The 23,291-nt window shown below is 38.1% G+C and carries 18 protein-coding genes and 1 pseudogene; 4 read left to right on the top strand and 15 right to left on the bottom strand.

The features are described 5' to 3' along the window. Positions 1-83 precede the first annotated feature (83 nt). The 14 genes and pseudogenes from F933_RS04580 to ybaK all read right to left on the bottom strand — a co-directional run bounded on the left by F933_RS04580 (position 84) and on the right by ybaK (position 16,980). Positions 84-689, bottom strand: a complete 606-nt coding sequence (locus F933_RS04580; RefSeq protein ID WP_005058914.1) for a histidine phosphatase family protein — start codon at positions 687-689, stop codon at positions 84-86. Further along, a complete protein-coding gene (cobT, locus tag F933_RS04575) occupies positions 679-1,749 on the bottom strand; it encodes a nicotinate-nucleotide--dimethylbenzimidazole phosphoribosyltransferase (protein WP_005058913.1) in 1,071 nt (356 codons plus the stop codon). The genes F933_RS04580 and cobT overlap by 11 nt, the downstream gene beginning before the upstream one ends. A gap of 1 nt (position 1,750) precedes the next feature. Beyond that, positions 1,751-2,269: a bifunctional adenosylcobinamide kinase/adenosylcobinamide-phosphate guanylyltransferase gene (gene cobU, locus F933_RS04570; protein ID WP_005058912.1), complete on the bottom strand. Its 519-nt coding sequence runs from the start codon at positions 2,267-2,269 to the stop codon at positions 1,751-1,753. A gap of 1 nt (position 2,270) precedes the next feature. After that, a pseudogene (locus F933_RS04565) lies at positions 2,271-2,893 on the bottom strand (2'-5' RNA ligase family protein). A gap of 75 nt (positions 2,894-2,968) precedes the next feature. Next, positions 2,969-5,098, bottom strand: coding sequence for a bifunctional mannitol-1-phosphate dehydrogenase/phosphatase (mtlD, locus tag F933_RS04560; protein WP_005058909.1), 2,130 nt, complete (start codon positions 5,096-5,098; stop codon positions 2,969-2,971). A gap of 197 nt (positions 5,099-5,295) precedes the next feature. After that, positions 5,296-6,528 (bottom strand): MFS transporter, encoded by a 1,233-nt coding sequence (locus tag F933_RS04555; RefSeq protein ID WP_045504366.1) that lies wholly within the window; start codon positions 6,526-6,528, stop codon positions 5,296-5,298. A 50-nt stretch (positions 6,529-6,578) separates the two neighbouring features. Further along, positions 6,579-8,849, bottom strand: a complete 2,271-nt coding sequence (locus F933_RS04550) for a TonB-dependent receptor (RefSeq protein WP_005058905.1) — start codon at positions 8,847-8,849, stop codon at positions 6,579-6,581. 9 nt (positions 8,850-8,858) lie between these two features. Further along, positions 8,859-10,094: a putative ferric acinetoferrin MFS transporter permease subunit ActC gene (actC, locus tag F933_RS04545; protein ID WP_005058904.1), complete on the bottom strand. Its 1,236-nt coding sequence runs from the start codon at positions 10,092-10,094 to the stop codon at positions 8,859-8,861. After that, a complete protein-coding gene (actB, locus tag F933_RS04540) occupies positions 10,091-10,462 on the bottom strand; it encodes a protein ActB (RefSeq protein WP_005058903.1) in 372 nt (123 codons plus the stop codon). Before actB ends, actC begins: the two co-directional genes overlap by 4 nt. Next, positions 10,459-11,097: an acinetoferrin biosynthesis acetyltransferase AcbD gene (gene acbD / locus F933_RS04535; RefSeq protein ID WP_005058901.1), complete on the bottom strand. Its 639-nt coding sequence runs from the start codon at positions 11,095-11,097 to the stop codon at positions 10,459-10,461. Before acbD ends, actB begins: the two co-directional genes overlap by 4 nt. 27 nt (positions 11,098-11,124) lie before the next feature. Beyond that, positions 11,125-12,942 (bottom strand): acinetoferrin biosynthesis protein AcbC, encoded by a 1,818-nt coding sequence (gene acbC / locus F933_RS04530; protein ID WP_005058899.1) that lies wholly within the window; start codon positions 12,940-12,942, stop codon positions 11,125-11,127. Beyond that, positions 12,939-14,420, bottom strand: coding sequence for an acinetoferrin biosynthesis monooxygenase AcbB (acbB, locus tag F933_RS04525; RefSeq protein ID WP_005058897.1), 1,482 nt, complete (start codon positions 14,418-14,420; stop codon positions 12,939-12,941). The genes acbC and acbB overlap by 4 nt, the downstream gene beginning before the upstream one ends. After that, positions 14,413-16,197 carry an IucA/IucC family protein gene (locus tag F933_RS04520; protein WP_005058895.1) on the bottom strand — a complete coding sequence of 595 codons (1,785 nt, stop codon included), beginning with the start codon at positions 16,195-16,197 and terminating at the stop codon, positions 14,413-14,415. Before F933_RS04520 ends, acbB begins: the two co-directional genes overlap by 8 nt. Before the next feature lie 315 nt (positions 16,198-16,512). After that, complete coding sequence (gene ybaK / locus F933_RS04515; RefSeq protein ID WP_034710394.1) at positions 16,513-16,980, bottom strand: Cys-tRNA(Pro) deacylase; 468 nt, start codon at positions 16,978-16,980, stop codon at positions 16,513-16,515. A gap of 160 nt (positions 16,981-17,140) precedes the next feature. On the opposite strand from ybaK, the gene F933_RS04510 reads away from it, so the two are divergent. From F933_RS04510 to F933_RS04495, 4 genes are all read left to right on the top strand, one after another. Then, positions 17,141-17,446 (top strand): hypothetical protein, encoded by a 306-nt coding sequence (locus tag F933_RS04510; protein WP_005058891.1) that lies wholly within the window; start codon positions 17,141-17,143, stop codon positions 17,444-17,446. A 194-nt stretch (positions 17,447-17,640) separates the two neighbouring features. Beyond that, positions 17,641-19,014 carry an ABC1 kinase family protein gene (locus F933_RS04505; protein WP_005058889.1) on the top strand — a complete coding sequence of 458 codons (1,374 nt, stop codon included), beginning with the start codon at positions 17,641-17,643 and terminating at the stop codon, positions 19,012-19,014. A 236-nt stretch (positions 19,015-19,250) separates the two neighbouring features. Further along, complete coding sequence (locus tag F933_RS04500) at positions 19,251-20,537, top strand: acyl-CoA dehydrogenase family protein (RefSeq protein ID WP_171065937.1); 1,287 nt, start codon at positions 19,251-19,253, stop codon at positions 20,535-20,537. A 15-nt stretch (positions 20,538-20,552) separates the two neighbouring features. Next, positions 20,553-21,752: an acyl-CoA dehydrogenase family protein gene (locus F933_RS04495; RefSeq protein ID WP_005058884.1), complete on the top strand. Its 1,200-nt coding sequence runs from the start codon at positions 20,553-20,555 to the stop codon at positions 21,750-21,752. Positions 21,753-21,837: 85 nt separating this feature from the next. On the opposite strand, the gene gorA is transcribed toward F933_RS04495, so the two are convergent. Further along, the gene (gene gorA, locus F933_RS04490) at positions 21,838-23,190 is read right to left on the bottom strand and encodes a glutathione-disulfide reductase (protein WP_005058883.1); all 1,353 of its coding nucleotides are present in this window, start codon (positions 23,188-23,190) and stop codon (positions 21,838-21,840) included. Positions 23,191-23,291 lie beyond the last annotated feature (101 nt).

Raw genomic sequence — 23,291 nt, 5'->3', positions numbered from 1 at the left:
GAGATGTATCATAGGCAGTGGCAATGACAGTTCGATTACATGACCTAAGCAAATACTGGAAATAAAATAAGATTTTATAACTACTAAATTGCTGTCTTTTCAGAAAAATGTATTTGATTGTCAACTTTAGTGAGGTTTAAAGCATATAACGTCCCTAACTCTGCGGGCATAGTTAATAAATCATCTATATTTTGCTGACGCGCCAAACAAGTCAACAATTTAATCACTCCACCATGTGTAATAACTAATGCTCTATTCCATTGATGTATTTTCATTTGAGTGTGAATTTCATTAAATCCAACTTTAACACGCTGTAAAAATTGCTCTAAAGGTTCACCATTTGGTGCATGATATTTTGTTGGAAATTGCCAAAAATTTGCCAATAACTCGGGTTCATTTTCATAAATGCTTTGAGTCGAAATACCTTCCCAATCACCAAAATACATTTCTTTAATATGCATATTTAATTGCAATGGTCGTTCAAGTTGCTCTGCCAAATTGATCGCGAAGGAATGACAACGTTGCAAAGGTGAACTAAAAATGACATCCCAATCCGTATCTGCTGCAACATATCGCTGTATGGTCGATTGCATCTGCAGCCAACCGTTTTCAGTTAGTTCATCATCAGTGTGCCCACGCAAAGTATGGCTTAAAGTTGTTTCACCATGTCGTAGTAGATCAATGCGCAACTTTATCTCCAGTCACTGCTGCTTCAGCAAAGGTTGCCATTTGATTATGTAAAACGCATGCCAATTGCAGCATCGACAATGCTGCGCCTGCACCACTTCCTTCACCCAATCTTAGATTCATTTTTAAAATTGGCTGCGCATTTAATTCTTTAAGAATGCGAACATGACCATATTCTGCTGATTGATGTCCAAATAGCATCCAGTCACGACAACTTGGTTGTATGCGAACAGCACATAAAGCTGCAACGGAACTGATAAAACCATCCACCACAATCGGCAAACCAATTTGAGCGCAACGTAAATATGCTCCTGTCATGGCAGCAATCTCTAAACCACCTACTGCGGCTAGAATTTTCAAAGCATCATTCTCAACACTAGATTGATGGAGTTCAATTGCCTGATTGATAACTGCAATTTTATGTAGCAATTGTTGATTATTAATTCCTGTTCCAACACCTGTCAGTTGTGCTGCATCTTCATTTAACAACAAACATGCGATGGCTGAAGCGGAACAAGTATTGCCAATACCCATTTCTCCAGCGATAAAAATATCAACCTGTTCTGATTTCGCTAGATCCGCACTGGCTTTACCTAATGCCAATGCAGCAAAACATTCTTGTTCCGTCATTGCAACGTGTTGAGCAAAGTTGGCTGTTCCTGCACGAATACAATGTCGCTCTACACCGACATAATAATAGGGATCGCCTACTGTTCCACAGTCAATCACTTGTAACTGTGCTTGATGATGTTTTGCAATAACACTGATAGCTGCACCGCCAGAAGCAAAATTTTGAAGCATTTGGCGTGTCACGGCTTGTGGATAAGCAGAGATATTTTCTTCAACCACACCATGATCACCTGCGAAAATCGTGATCCAAGGTTTTTGAATTTGAGGATGAACTGTACCCTGTAAACTTGCTAGCTGAATCGCAAGCTGTTCTAACTCTCCTAAAGCCCCTGTTGGTTTAGTGAGTTGTTGTTGTCGTTGTTCGGCTAGATTTTTTGCTTCCAAATCAATTTGTTGTATCGATTCTCTGTACCAAGCATTTTGTTCAGTCATGTTATTTCTCATCTTTTAAAATCATTGGAAAGCCTGCAACACAAAACATTACTTTATGAGCAAGCTGACCTAAAGCTTGGTGCAATCGACCAGCTTCATCCACAAATTGTCGGCTAATTTCACCCATTGGCACGACACCTAGCCCTGTTTCATTACTGACTAAAATAATCTCAGATTTAAGTTTGGGTAATATTTCTAATAACTTGTCTGTCTGTTGTTGCTGTAAATCTTGATCTTCAGCTAACAATAGATTGGTCAACCATAAGGTAAGGCAATCAACCAAAATGATTTGATGTTCTTGATCTAGTTTTAATAATTGATCTGCCAGAAAAATAGGCTCTTCACAAAGTTGCCATTGCTTAGGTCTTTGTTGCTGATGATGTTGGATTCTTTGCTGCATTTCATCATCTAAAGCTTGCGCCGTGGCGACATAAATCACAGGGATTCCACGCTGCTGAGCTATATTTTCAGCCAATCGGCTCTTACCCGAACGTGCACCACCCAAAATTAATTGCAACATATTAACCTAATACCATTTGATGATAAGGATATAGTAATCCTTGTAAAATCTGAGCCTTATAATAACCGAAAGTCAATTGATTCACTTGAATTTTAATTCTTTTGGCTTCAAAGCTTTTTATTCGCTCCAAAACAAGATCACTACTCCAAGCATCGTTATAAAGTCCAATCGTAATATGCGGACAATATTGCAATGCCGCTATTTCCTTCGAGACAAGTGCAAGCTGAGAACGGATTTTTTCTAAAATTTTTGTTGATCGATGATTTGAATAAATAAAGCACTACTAAAACTATCGATCGTTGTGAGTTCTAATTCAAAGGGTTCAAGTTGTAATGTATTGATAGATTTTATATGTTGTGAGAATTGTTCAGCTGAAAAATCATCATTGTATGGAGAAGGATGGGGATTTATAAAACCGCACACGAATAATGTAATGTGATACTGACGTTGGTTCGACGTAAGTAGGAAATCTGAGAAATGTGTTTTGATCGCATCTAAATATTCAACTAACGCTGGTTGATCAATTTCGATATACCACAAAGCATAATCTGTCCGACCATGATGCCATTCTGGATAGTCGCGAATTTCAGTTTTTACGAGTTGGGTAGATGTTTGTAATAACACAACGGCAATAACGCTCTGACAGTTGTGTTATTCAAACATAATTTACTGGCAAGATTAAATGATTTTAAAAGTCATTTAAGCTGTTTCAAACTCGGCATTTTTAACACGAAAAGATTGCACTCCATGTGAGATATTTAATTCAGCTGAGATTGCTGTAAAAATCAATTTAAACAAATCGTTCTTTTCATGCTCAATAATGTCCATTTGCTCGATAGCGTTTTGTAAATGCGTCATTACTTGATCAATAGGAATTTCTAAAAACTTAACCGTATACACATAACCCGAAACAGCACCTTGTAATAAGTACTCATATGGCAATTGTTGCACGATATGATTTTCAATACTGCCGAGCACGCGTTCGTTGTGACCCAGTTTTCTTAACGGATCACGAGCCACACGTTCACATGGATCTTTATAAGCAGAACGACATGAGCTCATAAAACTTTGAGCCATGCGATCAAGTTGTTTGGCTTGATCCGGAACGATATTTACCAATCCTGATTTCACTTCACTCACCAATTGCTCAGCAAATTTCTTGATCTTCTGATCTGCTAAAGCAATTCCAATCATTTCATGATCAATAAGACTCGCCTGCCAAGCGATCATGGCATGACAGCCATTCCATAGACGATTTTTAATGATTTGAATATCTGAGATTTGATCAACCAAAATCATTTGGCGCATTTTATTTAACAGCGGGCTACGATTTTCAACATAGATCGGCATATCCGTTTCGCTATGGAATAAAATTAAATCCATATTTTGTAAAAACTGACCTGCTTGAAACTGATCGCGCATTTCTTCTAATGATTGACTAAGCTGACGTTCTTGTTTTTCAGTTAATGCTGTTTCATCTGATAATTCAATCGTTTCTTCATTCAAATCAGCTTGATACTGTTTAAATAAACGATGCTTAATATTGAGTTGACGATACAAAGCTTGATCACTCAATTTAGAGACCATGCGATTGACCACCGTATCACAGAAATAATGCTCACTTAAAATATGCTCAGCAATATCTTCATCCGTGATCTCAAGCAAAGCTTCACGAATATGTTTGAGCACTAAATATTTCGCGCAAACCTTATTCAAAATAATCAGAAAAGTGATTGGTTCAAGGTTGTCTAAATCTTGTGACATGAAACGCGCCAATAAACCTTTGGCAATCATTTTTGATTCAGATGCTATCGCATGTTCAGGCAGACATAATGCAATAAGACTCGATTGCATGTACATTTCACGCATCTGTTTATCATTATCAGCATCAATAACAGTCAAGTTATCAATTCGTTCGTCAAAAGACGATTGGCCATATCGAATACTATAGCTGCCAAAACTATTCACTGATTCCAAATACAATTTATTTCGCGTGGAAGCCAAAATACGTTTTGGACGTGTATATCCATCCCAATGTGAAACAATTTGAGCAATATACCCACCACCAATTGCACCAAAACCATGAATCCCTACGGTTAATTGATTCAGACTTTGCGGAAATGGTTCTTGTAGTTGAGGCATATCCATTTCAGGAATGTATTGATCTAAAGCATTTAAATACTCGTACATATCCTGATAATAAAAATTTGCTTTCGCTAACATGCGATCATTTGGTTCTTTAATATCTTTAAATAAAATCGTAATGCCACCCGCATCATGAGCTGAACAAATTCCATTTTCTGAATCTTCAAACATCAAACACTGACTTGGTTGTAAATTTAGTTTTTGCGCAGCGGTAATAAAGATTTCTGGATGAGGTTTTCCCTTTTCAACTTCATCCCCACAAACTAACAGATCAAAAAATTTATAAACGTTGGCATTAATTAAGTATTCTTCTGCAATCGCACGTCTACTTGATGTTGCAACAGCCATTCTTAAACCTGATTTGCGTAAGCGCTCTAAAACTTGAATTAACCCTTTTTTTATTGGAACACCATTGTGACGCACAGATTCTAACTCAAGTTCATCAGCACGTTTTCTAATCGCTTGATATGGAACATCTTCCCCATAAAATTTCTTTGCAAGTTGTTCTGCAGTTTTTGCGCTCAGACCTAAGCACTGCATTAAATATTCATCTGAAAATTCCTGTCCAATAAGCTCTTCTGATGCTTGTTTCAATGTTTCAAAGCGTAATCGCTCTGTATCAAACATTGTTCCATCCATATCAAAAAGTGTCCCTTGAACAGGAAAATCATGAAAAATCAACATCTTTACTCCTCTTATATTGTTTTACTTCTAATAGGCTAACCCAGAAATGAGCTTAAATTTCGACCGTTAAATAAATGAAATAAATTTGATTAATAAATAACCAAACAGCCATCTATGTTTACGTCCTAAGATGTAGTTATGTAAGTTTTCTTGCTTTTTAAAAGAATATATGAGTTATTTTTGATCATATTAAGCGTTTAATCTTCGACAAAAGAACTCATTTCTTCTTCCTTTCTGACTAAAACCCACCCTATACATATCCCGACCAATATTATTAAAGCGAATAAAAAATAGAAAGGTAGGTTTTGATCAAATTGATATAAATAAGTGCTAACTAGAGGACCAAAAATCAAGCCAAAAGCTTGAGTTGCAGTGCAATATCCTGCCATTTTGACTTGTGAATCTTTCGTAACTGCTTGTGCTGCGCCTGTTGTAAATGCTGGTAATAAGCATGCCACTGAAATACCATAGAAAATATAACTGCCTTGAAAAACCACAATGTTTTGCGCATATAGTGATAGTAACAACCCAAAGCACATAGTCAAAATGCCAATCAAAACCAAACTATGTAGATGCAGCTTAATCACTTTTACGATCAGCAACTGTGACACCACCAGACAGATACCAACAACAACCATACATTGAGAGAAATACACTGCGCTTTGCTGACTACTCAAAAAGAATTTATCTTGAATATAAAATCCAGCAGTCATGTTTAATGTCACGATTGCAACGTAAGTAGAAAAGCCTAAAAGCAACCAAATCAAACTCTGCTTTATAAGATTTTTCTGACTCAAAACTGTATTTGAATTTTGCTCTAATGCCTTATTTGCATCTGACTTTATATCAGTCTTTTTCTTAAAAAATATAATGAGTGCCAAACTGACTAATGTCAGTAAAGCAACCGCGAACCACATTGGCAATAACAGTCCGCCAAACAATAATAGCGAAGTCGCCAAAGGTCCGACGATCATTCCAAAACTATTCATCGCACCAAACAATGCCATATTCTTACTACGAGTCGTTGTTTCAGTTGATTCAGTCATGACATAACTTTGTAGGCCGATTTGTGGCATCGCCATAAAAATGCCAGTCGATGCACGACTTAAAACCAATAAAATGAAAATCAATACTGAAGGCAAAATTGCATCTAAGCCCAAAGCTAGTATGAAAGTAAAAAGCGCCCATGTGATGGTCATTCCCATAAAACCATAATTCACTAAATTTTGTGGAGATTGATTACTTTTGTTCTTTGCAATCCATATTGAAGCGATAGCCATACAGATCGCTCCTGCTGAAACGATGACTCCACCTTGGAATTCGGATAAATGTAGCTGTCGAGTCAAAGGTGCCAGTAAAGGAAGAATCATGGAAAAACAAGTTCCATTGATTAAAGCAGCCAAAGCTAAAAATTTTAAATGATTGTTCATCATGAAATTCATCAAAAAAAGGCATCTGAAAAGATGCCTTTTGGATAAGATTAGTATTTGAGAGTGTAACTCAAACCATAGGTACGACCTTGAGCAGGTAAGCTCGAAATATCGCCGTAAACCGTTGAAACGGCTTGACTATAAACTGACTTATAGTCCGTATTCCACACGTTATATACACCAAAACCTAAAGTACCTGGACCTGCTTTTGCATTAGCAATCACATCCATCACTGCAAAACCTTTGATTTCTGCTGTTGGACTACTACCATTCGCAATTGCATCCTTACGTGCTTCGTCTGTACCATCAATAGCTAAAGCTTGTACTCGCAAACCTAAACCATCATTGAATTGCCAGTCTGAATATACCGTTGCCTTTAAAGGAGCGACACGAATCGCATCTAGCTCCTGCCATTTACCATTTGAGTTTTTGAACTGACCACGCGTGTAAGCTAAAGTCCCTCCTACAGTCCAATCATCTGACACATTATATTTGACGTTGCCTTCAACACCATACACGCGTTCATCTGTATCAATAACCTCTATTGCAAAACTCGGAGGACCAAATTTCAATGATTTATCAGATTTATTATAGAACGCTGTGATACCTGTGCTTAATGCGTCATCTTGTAGACGCCAGCCCAACTCAAAACTATTTACTTTAATTGGATCAATTGTTTGATTACTTACAACAAAGTTCGCAGGAACATCTCTTAACATACGTTGTACGTCAGGTAAATTCGCACCTTGCGAAAAGTTTGCAAACACCTGTTGTGCATCAGTTAAATGATAAAGCGCACCGACATTAAAGAGAGTTGCATCATGCTTAACGGAACCACCTTTTAAAGTTTTAGCTTGATGTGTTGGAACGACATCAGCAATCATTGCTTCAGAATATGGAACTGAATCTTTAATATCACTATCAATGCGCTCATGACGAATACCTGCTTGTAGGTTTAAGCGATCGGTTGCTTCAAATTGACTTTGTAAGAAAAAACCAAGCTTTTCAGTATCTACATCAGGCCCAAAAGCATAATTATTTAAAGGCTTAAACTTAAGACCATTACTACTCATAAAAGTATTTAGATCATAAAGTTGTGCTGTTTGTTTGCCCGTTTCCTTATCGTAATCTACACCATAAGTTAAATTTAATACGCGTTCTGCCAGATTAAGCTTACTTTGAAGTGCTAATCGAGCACCAAAAACATCAATATCTGTTTCAGATTGGGTAACAATATACATTCCTTTTTGTGGATGGTCAGCATGCGCTAAGTAGTTTGCACTTGGGAAGAATCGCCCCTTTTCAGTACGATAATAAGCCTCTGCATTTAAAGTCTGACCTAGAAAATCTTGATTTTCATATTGGGCATTTACTGCACTGCGCTTAGTACGTGGTTGAGTATCAAGTTCTAAACCTTTAACCGCTTTCTGGCTTGGTTTGGTTCCTTTAACTAATAAAACAGCCAAACCAGGACCATAGTCTGCACCATATTCACTATCTTGCTCATCATTATAGTATTGCGCACCAATACTTAATTTTTGCTTATCTGAAAACTGCCAGCTTAAACGACCATTCACATCAACAGTTTCGGTATCTTGACGATCAGTTTGCGCAACTTCTGGACCAACACGATTACCGCGACTGTCTTGGATTTCACCACGTTGTGTATAACTCGCACCTAAGAAACCGTTCCAATCCCCTTGATTAAATGATGCAGACTGAAACGCTTCATAAGCTAAAGCATCACTTTTAAAATTATCACCAGAGGTTACACCGAGTTTGGTTTCAAAGTTTACACCATCACCGGAACCTCTTTTAGTGATGATATTGATGATCCCACCAGTAGCACCTGCACCATAAATACTACTTGCACCTGACACGACTTCAACACGTTCGATCATGTCTGGGCTAATGCTATTTAATTGGCGTGAACTATCGCGTGAACCCGTTTGTGGAACACCATCAATCATATATTGCACAGTACGACCACGCATGGTCATACCATAGTTACTGGTCGTACCCGAACTTGGAGTTAAAGATGGAACCAACAAACCTAAAATATCGGCGGTACTTTTCCCAGCAGCAGCTTGTTTGGCAATATCTTCTTGGCTAATACTGTAAACAGTTCCTGCAATCTCAGCGATACTTTGTGCTGAACGAGTTGCTGTCACAACAATTGGCGCAAGTTGTGTTGGTTTTTGAACTTCTGCCGCAACATTATCTTGAGTCGTGTTATCGATCTCAGTTATTTGAGCATAAAGCTGGGCACTTACTGCCAAGCTTAGAAGTGTTAATGTTGTCGAAAGTGTATGAACTTTCATAAGTAGCCCCTAGATAAGTTGTTTCGATTGTTTTGCTTTAGAAATCAAAACTTGACTGAGTAAAACGCTTAAAATGGATGCAGCGGCGAGAATGAGATAGAAGTTTCCATAACCAAATGCTTTGGCTAAGAAACCTGAGACTGCACCACCAATGAAATAAACCAATAATTCAAAACAAACTAAAATGGTGAAATCCGTTCCTGCTTGATCTTTAGAACTGGTCTGCATGAAATGTGCATATAATGCCGTCATTGCGATATAACGAATGGCAAGAATAACCACTACAAATACGCCAAGTAATCTATGCCACTGGTCAAACCAACTGAGCAAAACAGCAGTGCCCAACAAGGCATAAATCAAAGTCCGAGCCCAACCAGCCCAGATCAGCAATTGTGTTGCAGCTATTTTTTTTAATAGAAATGCAGCAGATACAGCAGCTAATAATCCAATACCCGCACCGACCACAGACATCAACACTCCAATCTCTGCCAAAGACCACTTTTGATCAATTAGCATCGGATTCAGCATTGCCATTGCAGGTGCTTCCACCACGCGATAACACACTATCAATGCCAACGCCCATAACATTTCTGGACGTTTAAACGCACGCATCAGACTTGGTGGTTGTTTAGAAATTTTCTCCGCACTTGATTTTTCTTTAATTTGGAAAATAGCCAACATCGTCAATGCTGTCATAGCGGCTAATGAAATCAGTGAAGTTTGCCAACCATATAATTGATACAGCCACAAAGTTGCAGCCCCACCAATCATACTACCCAGTGCCACGCCAATACTTTGCGCCATACTGCCTAATCGATATTCAGATTCAGAAAAGGTTTCAACGGTATAACCATCAATCGCAATATCTTGGGTTGCGGCAAATGATGAAATCCATAAACCGACAATCACGAAGACACTTAGACCATAATCGAACTGTGTCAAAGCCAAGGCAACAACACCTAAGACCAAGGCTATTTGTGTAAATAAAAGCCAAGTTTTGCGTTTGCCTAGTGCCTTAAAATAGAAACGATCAAGCAATGGTGCCCAAAAAAATTTAAAGGCCCACGGGATATACAACAGCGACAACATGCCAATCCAGCGTAAATCTACACCTTGATGGCGTAGAATCGTAGGTAATGCCACGTTATAAAAGTATAGAGGTAAGGCATGCGCAAGGTATAAAACCACCACCACACTTAGACTTAATGCTGATACTTTCTGAATATTTAATGAATTTTGATTCATAAATACCTCTGGATTGCCCAGTGTGTGGCTTCAGTTTTATCTACGCTCACAAAATATGGAACATGCCAAGCTTTATGTAGCGCTGGTGTATCCAATCGAATACGATCTTCTTCATCTTGAGCAATACGAGCAAAACCCAAGCAATATTGGTAAAAATCTTGTTTATATTGCTTATACCATTTGCCTTGGATTGCCCTATATTCTTCAGGAAATTCAGTATTTACATCGGTTTGCATGATCAACACGAAATTTCGCTGATGCTCGAAATAATGCTGAATCCGTGCTAACCATTGTTCAAATTCTGTCACCGAGACCTGCGCCGCAAAGCGCATGTCCAAGATATGCATTTCATTGATATATAAGCTCATGTAACACTCAGGAGTTTGGCTGGCTTTTCTGCTAGCTGTTGTTGTGATGTTTGGTAATATTCCCCAAACTTGTTATAGAAAGTTTCTCTGAAGCAGTAATACAACATTGCGGTTTTTTCAGGCATCGGTATTAAACGTTGGGTTTCATAGCAAAGCTCTGCCACAACTGCCGCATAAGGTTTAACCGTATGATCTGGCTCACCTACGATTTTTTTGGCTTTAGAATGTTCAAAAATATAGAAGCTGAGTAAACGAATGGTTGGGCGTAAAAAACCTTTACCAAACACGGATTTATCACCAAACAGTAAATGCCATCCCAAATCATTGTCATCACCTTCGTAATAACGACCTAAACGATCACGCTTACCTTCATAGATCTCGGTATAGCCCACATCTTTCCCATCCACACCCACAATCAATAAACGTTGATGGTCATCTGCCAGCATCTTGTCGAAGTAAACCTGTAAATCCAGTTCTGACTTATTCAATTGCCACTGTGGAATGACATGTGGTTCATGCATCCATTGATGTAATAAAGGAATATCCTGTGGATATTGCACTTGGCGTAAGTAGTACTGCGTACCATCTTCAAAGTATTCAAAATAATCTGGTAATTGCTGAGAGATTGTTTTCATATCGAACCTATAAAATGACGAATAAAATTAGCCCGCTTTCGCTTGGCGTCGTTGTTCTGCCCATGTTTTCAATGTTTCTGGGCTAACTGGATTTGCAATAGGATCAAGGAAGACAGGAACAGGACGTTCTGCTTCATCGTTATAACTTGTGGTAAATAGACGTACACGGTTTAGGCAAATTTTGGTGTAACTTGGACGCAGCATGGCGAATTTATCAGCACGTTCAGCCAGTTCTGGATGTTTTTGGTTAAACTCAACAATCGTGTTGGAAATGGTCTGCCAAAAATCAAGCTCAGAATATTCAGGATAGTCTTGCAAGAACACATTACAGATATAACGGTAATGCACCATGAACAGACCAGTGAAAATAAAATGGCTTAGATCGGTCGCTTCGTGACGGAGTAATAAATCTGCTTCAGATGGTAACTGAGTTAACTCAGGAAAATCCTCATCCACTAAATTGATGTCATCAATGAAGTCTTTTAATACTATTGCTTTCGGCACACCATTTTCATGTACCAACATTGTGTTTTCGCCGTGTGGTGAAAATGCCAAACCATAGCGATACAAGCAAAGTAACAATGGACTCATGCACACTTGAGCAAATTGAGCTAACCAAGCTAAAGGACTCAATCCTGATGCTTTGATCAGCACACTCAGGATAGATTGACCAGAAAGATCACGATGTAATAAAGCTGCTTGCGAAAGAACTTGTTGTGATGAATCAACATAGCGATCGACACTTTCACGCCACAAACAACCGAATAGCTCTTTAAATTGATATGGTGCGCCGTCAATGCGGTCAAAACATGGCTGGTGAATGGTTAAAGTCGCCACTTCACCCAAGAAAATAACATCTGTATTTCGTAAGTCTTGATCTTGTTGATGGATTTGTTTTAACCACGCAGTCACTGCTGGAGCTGCAAGATTTCGTTTTGATGGTAATCCACGATAAACAGCTGTATTAAAAATACTGACTGGCAGCTTAATGTAATGACGTTGTAGATTTGATGTATTGCACAATGTGCGAATGGACTGCATTGGCACATAACTATCTTGACTGATATTCAATTCAATAATTTTCTGATCAACAATCTCATTTGCATAAGTTGAAACGAGCCATTGGTGCCATTGCCATGCATGTACGGGAATCAAAAAATAATTTTGTGGGTCTAGATTTTTTTCTTGGAGAATATTGATGAATTGCTGTAGTTCATTGGCATCAAATTCATGTTGATATAAACCACATGCACTCCAATCTTCAGTACTTCGATACTCTGCTAAATCACGATGTACGGCTAACCACAACACTTTAACTTCAGGAGAAAGTTCTGGCGCTGAGCTAAGATAATCATCATAACCAAAACCCATACGCCCCTTACTCATGATAAGCCAAGGATGACCTCGTAGCATGCCTTCAACTTTGTAATGAGGCTCAGTCAAAACCGCTGTGCTTGGCAAACGTGTTTCATTGAACAAATGTGCTTCTGCCAGCCAAGTATTGTTCATTTCTTTGATCAAATACGCTTTGGTAAATGGCTTAACATTAGAACTGTCAGACATTGCGACAATGAACTCATGTAAGTTCCAAGCAGGTTGATCATTTTCCTGACTATGAGTCACATCACGTACTGAAGCTTCCTGAATATTCCAGTGTCCGAGTAGATATTGATGTCCTTGAAACTCATACTGACGTTTGCCTAAATCTAAACGATAACGCCCTGCTGACAATGCTTTAACTTCAATAATTTCTTCGTATAGAAACTCTGCAATCGCCATTTCAATAAGACGTTGTCCTGCGGCACGCCATTGCTGCCGATTAATTTTTAAAGTTGCAAAGTTCATATCAGTTTCTCATAAGTTGAGTGTACAGAAGCTGTTTGTTTACGTGTATTAGCACCACGACTATTAGGGTGCGTTGTCATCACGTTCTGTTCTGTTTTCTTAAAAATTGAATGGTTTTTATTGGCAGAATTTTCGCAAACGCACTCTTTTGATTGTGCTTTGTCGTCTGCCATACAAATTTTTGGATTTTGAGAGAGATTAAAGTGTTGGAATGTCTGCGCTTGATTGCCTAATTCATAAAGAGGCTCAGCAAGCAGTTGATTAATGATCGTTGCTGCACGATAAGCACCAAGACCTAAATCAGGCGTGCCGACACCATGACTATGCATTTCTTGATTTTGAACAAAGATATGACCATTCAGCCGATGTACAACACGATAGTCGTCTGTAATCTGCCAACGCTGTTTATGATCAAACTCGATGTATGGCTTGAGCAACTGCATAAAACCAAAATCAGGTGTGAAATAACCCGTTGCGGCTACAAGAAAATCACAGTCGAGATGAAAAGACTGAGCTGTAGCACGATGCTGGAAATGCAGTCGGATTTTTTGTGTATCCAATGCTTCTGCATCTTTCAAATCACATTGACTATGTAAATGTGTCTGTAAGCTTTGACCTGCAATACTGCGATGATAAAGTTTCTGATAAATCTCACGAATGGTTTTTGCGCTAATTCCCTTGTATAACAAGGCTTGTTGCTTTAACTGCTGTTCCTTGTGCTGCACAGTCAAATCATAAAAATGCTGAGCATAATCTGGACTAAAATGTTCCAAACCTAATGGCGCATACTCCATCGGGAAGAAACCCTGAGAGCGCGTAAACCAATGCAAATCAAACTGATGATTGAAAGTATCTTGCTGTTCATCAAATAAGTCGATAAATACTTCAGCTGCAGATTGTCCAGAACCAAGTACGACCACATCGCCATGTAAATCTGTATCGGCATGCGTCATATACTGTGCTGAATGCAGACATTGTTGTGGATGGATTTTCTGAATTTTTGCCAAACATTCAGGCAAATAAGGCACATTGCCGCTTCCAACCACCAAATGACGGCATAAATAACTTTGCTGAACACCGTTTGATTCAACGACTACTTTAAAACCTATCGTTTGAGGTTCAATCTTTAGAACCTGCGACTGGTATTCGATACAATCAAGTTGTTCTGCAACCCATTGGCAATAGTGGTTGTATTCACAACGTGGAATATGTGGCTGCTCTAAAAAGTAAAACTTATACAAACGTTGCTGATGACGCAGATAATTCAAAAAACTAAATGGACTGGTTGGATCAACCATCGAGACCAAATCTGCCATGAATGGCACTTGTAATACCGTATTAGGTAGTTGCATACCTGCATGCCAATCAAATTGCGCCTTTTGCTCAAAAAACACGTAATTGAGTGAGCTTTTGTTTTGTAGCAAACTAGCAAGACTTAAATTAAAAGGCCCTAAACCAACTCCAATAAAATCAAGCATAACTGACATCCTTCTGTGAAATACGCAGCGGATTTGGCAGTTGCACGTAAACAGATTGATTTTCTACAGGTGCGATCAACTCGTCTAATTCATGCAAACGTGTCAGCAAGTTGCCTTTATAAGGCAGCGTTGAATTGAACAGTAATCCTTGCAATAAGGTGCTATCAGGATATTGTTGTAATTGTTCTTCTAAAAATCCAGTTAAATGCGCTAACAGCTCATCTTCAGTGATATATCCCGTCGCACCGATGGCATTAATAATCCCGAATAAAGTATTGCCGAAGAAATAATAACTAAAACGCTCATCCACAAAATCTTTCGGACCTACCGCAAAGGCTTTTTCTTTCAGCTCAGGCAGCGCTTGTAGAATTTCAGTCGCAAACTCTTCAATATAATAAAAACCTTGGTTATCACGTAGCCATAAAGTTTTAGGAAAATGATTTTCGAGTTCCAATAATACATTCTGCTGATGTGACTCAAATGCCATACCAAAACGATGGTATAGATACATCAAAGGCTGCAAACTGACTTCGAGAAAACGAGTAAACCAATCTAAAGCAATCTCTGAAAAATCCATCTCAGGATGAGCTTTTGCAATTTTTGCGAATAAGGCATTAAAACGATTTAAAGGCTTATCTGGATGATCCTGACATAAGGATGCAATACATGTGACTTGCTGATGCGGATGGAATGGCTGATCGCGGAAAATACAGATACTTTCATTCACCACCTCATCATCAATTTTCAAAGCAATCCATGCTGGATCATTCACCGCTTTTAAGCTTGGGCACTGCTTTAAAATATTCTGACCAAATTCACTGTGCCATAGACGATGTGTCAATTCACCACGATGGCACTCTTTGGCTAAATTGACTCGAATAGAATTGGTGATCATCACTGAAAGTGATGGCTTCACCATCCACGGTGCATTGAAACTTGCCAATGTACGAATGGATGTTGTTGGAGAGAATTGCCAGCCACGTAAACCTAAATCAAGCAATTGTCCTGTTTGTTTCAAACGTTCAAACCAAGCTTTACTTTGCAAATAGCGAGCTTGCCAAGGATGTAAAGGGAGTAATTTATATTCGGTATATGTTTTTAATAAATTTAGATCATTTTCAGACAAATACCACTGTAAAGCTTTTCTGAGTTCACTTGAAATACTTTCATCAGTTGCACTACCTTCTGCAATATAATCTTGATGCACCAGCCAATAATGCAGTTGGGTCTTGCCTTTGTGTTCAGGTGAAAACTTTAGCCAATCCTCATGCACAAAACCTGTTCTACTTTTCGGCGCTGGGTGCATGCTATGCCCCAAAATCAATGCCTGTTCAGTTTCAATAAAGCTTTGACCAGCTTTAACCAAGTCATCAAAATCAGCTTCACGTTGTATTAAAAACTGTTTCAGTGCATCACGGCTTTGAATCCACTTCTCTACCAAAGATGCCGCATCTAAAGATAAAGGTGATTCAGAAACCAGCTCTTCAAGTAACAGCCCAACGACTGCAACTGGGCTGAATGATTTTGGTTGACCTGCGATTGTAATTTGAGGGAGATTGGCTACACGATGTCGTCCAACTCGACTGACATAAGATAAAGGGATATCACATTGAGCATGAATAGAATTAATCGGAATAGATAATAGCGTCAAACCTTGGCTAAACGCTTTTTGTTGCGGAGTTTGCTGTGTTTTATTAAGCAAGTGACCTTTGCCAGTTTCTTGCGTATATGCGTTGACGAAATGTTGTATCGCCAACCGATTGGCAAGTGATTGCATCTGTCGGTATCCTCTATATAGAGAGAGTTAATTTTTTTTCGAATGTTTAAGCTCTAAACACTTCTCAAATACAGCAACGGCTGTACACAAGAATAAATGAATGATAATAATTATCATTTATAATAGCAATTACAAATTTGCGGCGTGCAAAATTAATTAAAATATTGATTTTTAACGTTTAAGATAAAAAATAGATAACTATAGATACAAAAGATAATAATTCTCATTATTATATATTCTAATTATATTGTTTAATTTTATTGTTTTAGTAGATTAAAAGATTAATCCATACTCTCTTGACCCTAGAGATGTCACTTAACCATCTAATAAATCAGCAAAAGTTGCGTTTAATAATTTTGCTAGATCATTTGGATCTAAACCAATATCTAGCCCTCTCTTCCCACCACTGACATATATTTTATTAAATGTCTGCGCCGTGAGATCAATGACGGTTTTTAGACGTTTCTTCTGCCCTAATGGACTAATTCCACCAACTAAATAACCAGTCAAACGTTCAGCATCTTTAGGATTTGCCATTTGTAATTTCTTACATCCCATCGCTGCTGCAACCTTCTTTAAATTGAGTTGGTGGTTTACAGGTAAAATCGCAATAAAATAATTTTTATCATCTGCTACCATCAACGTTTTGAAGACTTCTTCTACTCGCAGATTTAGTTTTTCAGCCGCTTCTAACCCAAAACTTTTTGCGTTAGCATCATGTTCATATTCATGAATTGAGAATGCTATTTTATTTTTTTCTAATAATTTACAAGCTGGTGTCATGTTATAACTTATTTCAATAGATGTTTTTAAGTGCGATAAGTGTACCATTTTAAAAAAAATATTTTCAATTTGCTTAGGCTATTTTGAATTGTATTCTTGATAATTATCCTTAAAGCCTTATATAAAGACTAAAGGTGAAAGTTAAAGGCTAAATTCCTATATGAGTTATAAGCATAATAATTTAATGGCGATGCGCCAAAATTATTGGGATGATGAAGCATCAAGTACCATACAAGCTGAAAAGCAGTTTTTGAGAGAAATATTGGTTGCTGAAGGTATTTTTAAGGATGCGACTTTAGAAGACACCAAGTATTTTTTCTTTACACTACCCAGTATTATTGTTGTCAAAGCTTATGCCGTCGGTTTTCATCACAATCAGGTTAAACAAATGTTATTGAAATTTATTCATAGCAACCGAGCTGAGTTAATGCGAAAATCTGCGTTGAAGATCCAATTTAAAATTTAGGACAAATGTATTGTAAATATCAACTAATTAGGAAATATTTACTTAGGCTATTTTTAGACAATCGCCCCATTGCATAAATTTAGACAGATAATTCAAGCGATTGAACTATTTTAATACGTTCAAAAGCTGTAATATTCGCTACAATTTAAGTCTCGGCTTTCTACTCTCCGGTTTCAGCATAGGATTTTTCTTTCATGTCAGATCAGAACGATAAGCTTAAGAATCTCAAAACCTCCTCTGTGGATCGTCGCTTATCTATTGCAAAAGCATCTTTACTCGCTGGAACACGTTGGGCTACTGCAAGCGCCACTTCAATTTTTTCTAGTGAAGCTGAAAAAGAGAAAAAACGTAAAAAAGTAATGGCCGAACAAGCACATTATTTAGTTTCTGAAATTGGGAAACTAAAAGGCTCAATTGTGAAGATTGGGCAAATGATGGCTTTATACGGCGAACATTTTTTACCTGAAGAAATAACACAAGCTTTAAATACACTGAATAATCAAACCGTAGCCCTAGCTTGGCCAGGCATCAAAACACACCTACAAGAACAATTAGGTGCAAAACTTGATGAGCTTACAATTGATCATGAACCGATTGGTACAGCTTCGCTTGCTCAGGTTCATCGTGCAACACGTAAGTCCGATGGTTTAGAGCTGGTACTAAAAATTCAGTACCCAGGTGTTGCTGAAGCCATTGATTCAGACATGAATCTATTTAAGAACATGTTAAAACTCACCCGTATGGTGCCGCAAACCCGTGAATTTGATCAATGGTTTGATGAAGTCCGTGAAATGATGCATCGTGAAGTTGACTATGGAATTGAAGCTGCAACCACACGCCGTTTTGCCGAACGATTAAAAGATGATTCTCGCTATGTTGTACCTGAAATAGTTGAAGAGTTTTGCGCTGATAAAGTACTTTGTATGACCTTTGAACGTGGTGTTCCGATCAATAGCCCTGTCATGCTATCACTACCTCAAGAACGAAGAAATCAATTGGGTGAGGCTTCTTTAGAAATCGCTGTTCGTGAATTATTCGAATGGGGTGAAATGCAAACTGATCCAAACTTTGGTAATTATCTTGTGCGTTTGGGTAATGGTGATGACGTAAAAGATAAAATTGTACTCCTCGACTTCGGTGCAATTCGCCAGTTTGATGATAATTTACTCACAGTCGCTCGTAATTTGATTCATGCAGGTTATGATCACGATAAAAATGCTATGGTCAAAGCCATGACTGGTTACGAGTTTTTTGATGGTATGCCAGAAAGTATTAAACCTGGTATGGCGGATGTATTCCTTATTGCAACAGAAGCATTCAGCTGTCCAAGTAATAATCCAGATATTCCAGTCGGCGTTATGGATGAACAAGATCGCTATGATTGGAAAAAAAGTCAATTACATAGCCGTGTAATGCAACAAGCTGCTCAATCTATGGCTTCTCGTTACTTCTCTGTTCCACCTAAAGAATTTATGTTTATTAGTCGCAAATTTATAGGTGCTTATACATTCATGACTGTCATTGAGGCAAAGACAAATGTACGTAAAATGATTCGTCAGTTTGCCTAAGCAATATAAGCAAAGTCATTTTGACCAATTTGAATTGTCATTTTGGTCAATTTTTTTTATTTAGATTTTATTTTATTTTCTTAAAAACCATATAAATCATAAATATACATTAAATTATATACATTATTTACCCTTTATCTTTCTCAAATCAGCATGTCAAAGAAGACATAGTTTTTTTAACTAGAGCATGTCAGCATAAATTTACAACCATCCTCTAGGATAAAGTCATGTCTAATATGATGAATAAGGCTCAAGGTTTCGGGCTATCTTTGATCACAAAAATTGCAGGAAGCGAAGTGCTTGATCAACTTAAATTAAGAAAATTTGTTGAAAAATCACTGTATCAAGGTTCAAAAACGGGTTTTAAAGTACTGACAACTACTCAAAAAGCTTTCAAACCACAACCTATTGATAAACAACGTCTTCCGAATCAAACCAATAAAAACTTATTTGATCTAAGTTTGACTGAAGAACAACAAATGACTGCTGATGCAATGTCTCAATTTGCTCAAGAGGTCTTATATGCTTTAGCACATGATGCAGATCACAATGCACAATTCCCAGAAGAATTATGGCAGCACCTAGTTGACTTGGGCTTAAATTATTATGCCCTTCCAGAAGCACTTGGTGGTGTTGCGGCTGAGCAAAATATTGTGAGTAATATCTTAATTGCTGAAAGCTTGGCTAAAGGTGATTTCAGCCTAACAGCTGGATTACTGAGTACCTTTAGCGTCATCAATGCGATTACTCGTTGGGGCTCAACACAAGTGCAATCGATGTACCTACCTGTATTTGCAGAAGATACCGATGTCACTGCAACTTTTGCCTTCCAAGAAGCAACTCCAGCATTTAATCCATTTCAGTTAAAAACCAAAGCAACAGAAAATAATGGTCAATTCCAAATTACAGGCGAAAAGACCTTAGTTATTTTAGGAGATACAGCAGATGTATTCCTTGTAAGCGCTGAATTTAATGGCCAGCCTGATATTTTTGTTGTGCAATCAAACGAAAGTATTTCAATTAAAAATAATCCTGCGATGGGTTTAAAAGCAGCTGAAACAGCAACTCTTCAGTTTAATCAAACGCCTGCATTACGTTTAGGCGATGCTGATTTTAATTATAGTGCATTCGTTGATTTGGGTAATTTGATGTGGTGTGCCATGGCAGTAGGCACATGCGAAGCAATTAAAGCTTACTGTATTAAATACGCCAATGAACGCACAGCTTTTGGTGAACCGATTTCTCATCGTCAAAGTGTTGCATTCATGATTGCTGATATGGCAATTGAAATTGATGCAATGCGCATGCTTGTATTGAATGCTGCAAGTTTGGCTGAAGCAGGTAAACCTTTCCATCGAGAAGCTTATCTAGCACGTCTGCTTTGTGCTGAAAAATCGATGAAAATTGGTACGGATGGTGTGCAAATATTAGGTGGTCATGGTTTTACCAAAGAGCATCCTGTAGAGCGTTGGTATCGTGATCTACGTGCAACAGCAATTTTACATTCTGGTCTACATGCGTAAATTTGGAGCATAATAATGAACTTACAAAATCCTAAAAAATTTCAAATGCTGATCGATCAAGCACATGAGACAGCCTTGAATGTATTACGTCCAATATCTCGCAAATATGATAAAGCTGAGCACGCATACCCTAAAGAACTCGATATGCTTGCTGCTTTGCTTGATGGTATGAATGAAAGTGGTGAAGGTGTTGGTGCTGCCAATGCGAGTAAGCGCGGAACTGCTGATCCTGATGCTGTTGTGAATGGTGGCAACATGTCTGCTGCATTAGGCATTATCGAAATGTGCTATGGCGATACGGGTTTATTATTGAGTATGCCACGTCAAGGTTTAGGCAACTCTGCAATCGCGGCTGTTGCAAATGATGAGCAACTTGAACGATTTAAAGGAACTTGGGCTGCAATGGCAATAACAGAGCCAGGTTGCGGTTCAGACTCTGCATCAATAAGAACAACTGCGACTAAAGATGGCGATGACTATATTCTGAATGGTGAGAAAATATTCGTAACCTCTGGTGAGCGTGCGGATTCAGTTGTGGTTTGGGCGACTTTGGACAAAAAGCTTGGTCGTGCTGCTATTAAATCCTTCGTTGTGCCTAAAGGTACACCGGGAATGAAAGTAGAACGCCTTGAACACAAACTTGGGATCAAAGCATCTGATACAGCGGTCATTAGCTTTATTGATTGTCGCGTACCAGCAGCTAATTTATTAGGTAATCCTGAAATTGATGTGGCTAAAGGTTTTGCTGGTGTAATGGAAACTTTTGATAATACACGTCCTCTTGTTGCTGCAATGGCTGTCGGATGTGCTAAAGCATCATTAGAACGCATTAAAGAAATATTCAAAGATCAACTTGATCCAGACTACAAGACCCCATATTTACAAACATCGAATCTAGCTGCTCAAATCTATCGTATGGAAGCCGAATGGGAAGCTGCCCGTCTACTCATGATTAAAGCAACATGGATGGCTGATAATAAAAAGCCAAACTCTAAGGAAGCTTCGATTGCGAAAGCTAAAGCTGGACGTGTCGGTAATGAAATCACACTAAAATGTGTCGAACTGGCTGCAAGTGTTGGCTATGGTGAAGATGAGTTATTAGAAAAATGGGCACGTGATTCAAAAATTCTCGATATTTTTGAAGGTACACAACAGATTCAGCAATTGATTATTGCGCGTCGCGAATTAGGTAAATCATCGAGTGAATTGAAATAATTCTGTTACTCTAAAAGCCAAAATGAATCTTAAAGGACGTTGCAATAACGTCCTTTACTCAAAATCAACTTCGGATAAAAACCTCCTATCGCATCGTCACAAACTCTTCAGCAGAAGTTGGATGAATCGCAACAGTATTATCAAAGTCTTTCTTCGTTGCACCCATTTTTAAAGCAACAGCAAAACCTTGTAGTATTTCATCCATCCCAAATCCAATCCCATGAATACCTACAATCTTTTCATCTTTACCGACACAAACCATCTTCATTTTAGTCGGTTGACGATGTTGAGTAATCGCACTATACATAGCAGTAAACGATGAATTATAAACTTTCACAGCTTCCTGACCATATTCTTCAACCGCTTCTTTTTCTGTGATGCCTACTGTTCCAATTGGCGGATGGCTAAATACAACTGTTGGGATATTTTCGTAATCCAAATACTCATTCGGTTTATTATTAAATAATCTTTCAGATAATCTGCGTCCTGCTGCTACAGCGACAGGCGTAAGCTCCATTTTTCCAGTAATGTCACCTACTGCATAAATTCCTGTCTGTGATGTATTCTGAAACTTATCCACTTGGATATAACCTCGTTCATCCAACTGAACATTGGCTTTATCTAAATTTAAATGAGCAGTATTCGGCTCTCGACCTGTCGCCCAAATTAGACAATCTACTGTATGCTTTTCACCATTCTCTAAATGCAGTTCAATAGTACCATCTTCATTTTTTGTGACTTTCTTCGGCACAGCTTGCGTATGTATTTCAATACCATCTGTTCGCATCACCTCTACCAAAGTTTCACTCAAAAAAGAATCAAAACGACGTACAGGTAAATTCTTACGAATAAATAATCCTACTTGTGAACCTAAAGCATTCAATACACCTGCCAGTTCAACCGCAATATAGCCAGAACCAATAACTGCTGTTCTTTTCGGTAAGGCTTCTAATTCAAAAAAACCATTCGAATCAATGCCATGTTCTACCCCTTCAACATCAGGTAATGAGGGCTGTGTCCCAGTTGCTATCAATATATGATCTGCTGAGATTATTTCTCCATTTACCTCAATAGTATTCTGATTTATAAAACTAGCTGCTCCAAGAATAAGATCGACTTTATTATTGCTTAGGCTATTTTGATAGGATTGATGAATCCGTTCAATATAAGCTTGTCTATTTTTTATCAATATCTGCCAATCAAAAGATTCAAGTTTGCTATTAAAACCATAGTCTGGACCGAACTTTTGAATTGATTCAGCTACATGTGCAGCATACCACATCACTTTTTTTGGCACACAACCCACATTAACGCAGGTTCCACCAATTTCACCTTTTTCAATCAAAGCACATTTCATACCGTACATTGCTGCACGATTTACTGATGCAATTCCGCCACTACCACCGCCAATCGCAATATAGTCATAATGTTTTGTCATATTTTTCTCAGCATATCAGTTAGAAGGCTATATTTGGTTCTAGATAATAAATAGATATACAGCAAGCAAATGTCAAAACTCTGTTTTTTTAATTATTTCAT

The sequence above is a fragment of the Acinetobacter beijerinckii CIP 110307 genome, assembly GCF_000369005.1.
Lineage (GTDB): Bacteria > Pseudomonadota > Gammaproteobacteria > Pseudomonadales > Moraxellaceae > Acinetobacter > Acinetobacter beijerinckii.
Note: the sequence above shows the minus strand (reverse complement) of the source record. Positions and strands in the feature narration are given on the sequence as shown.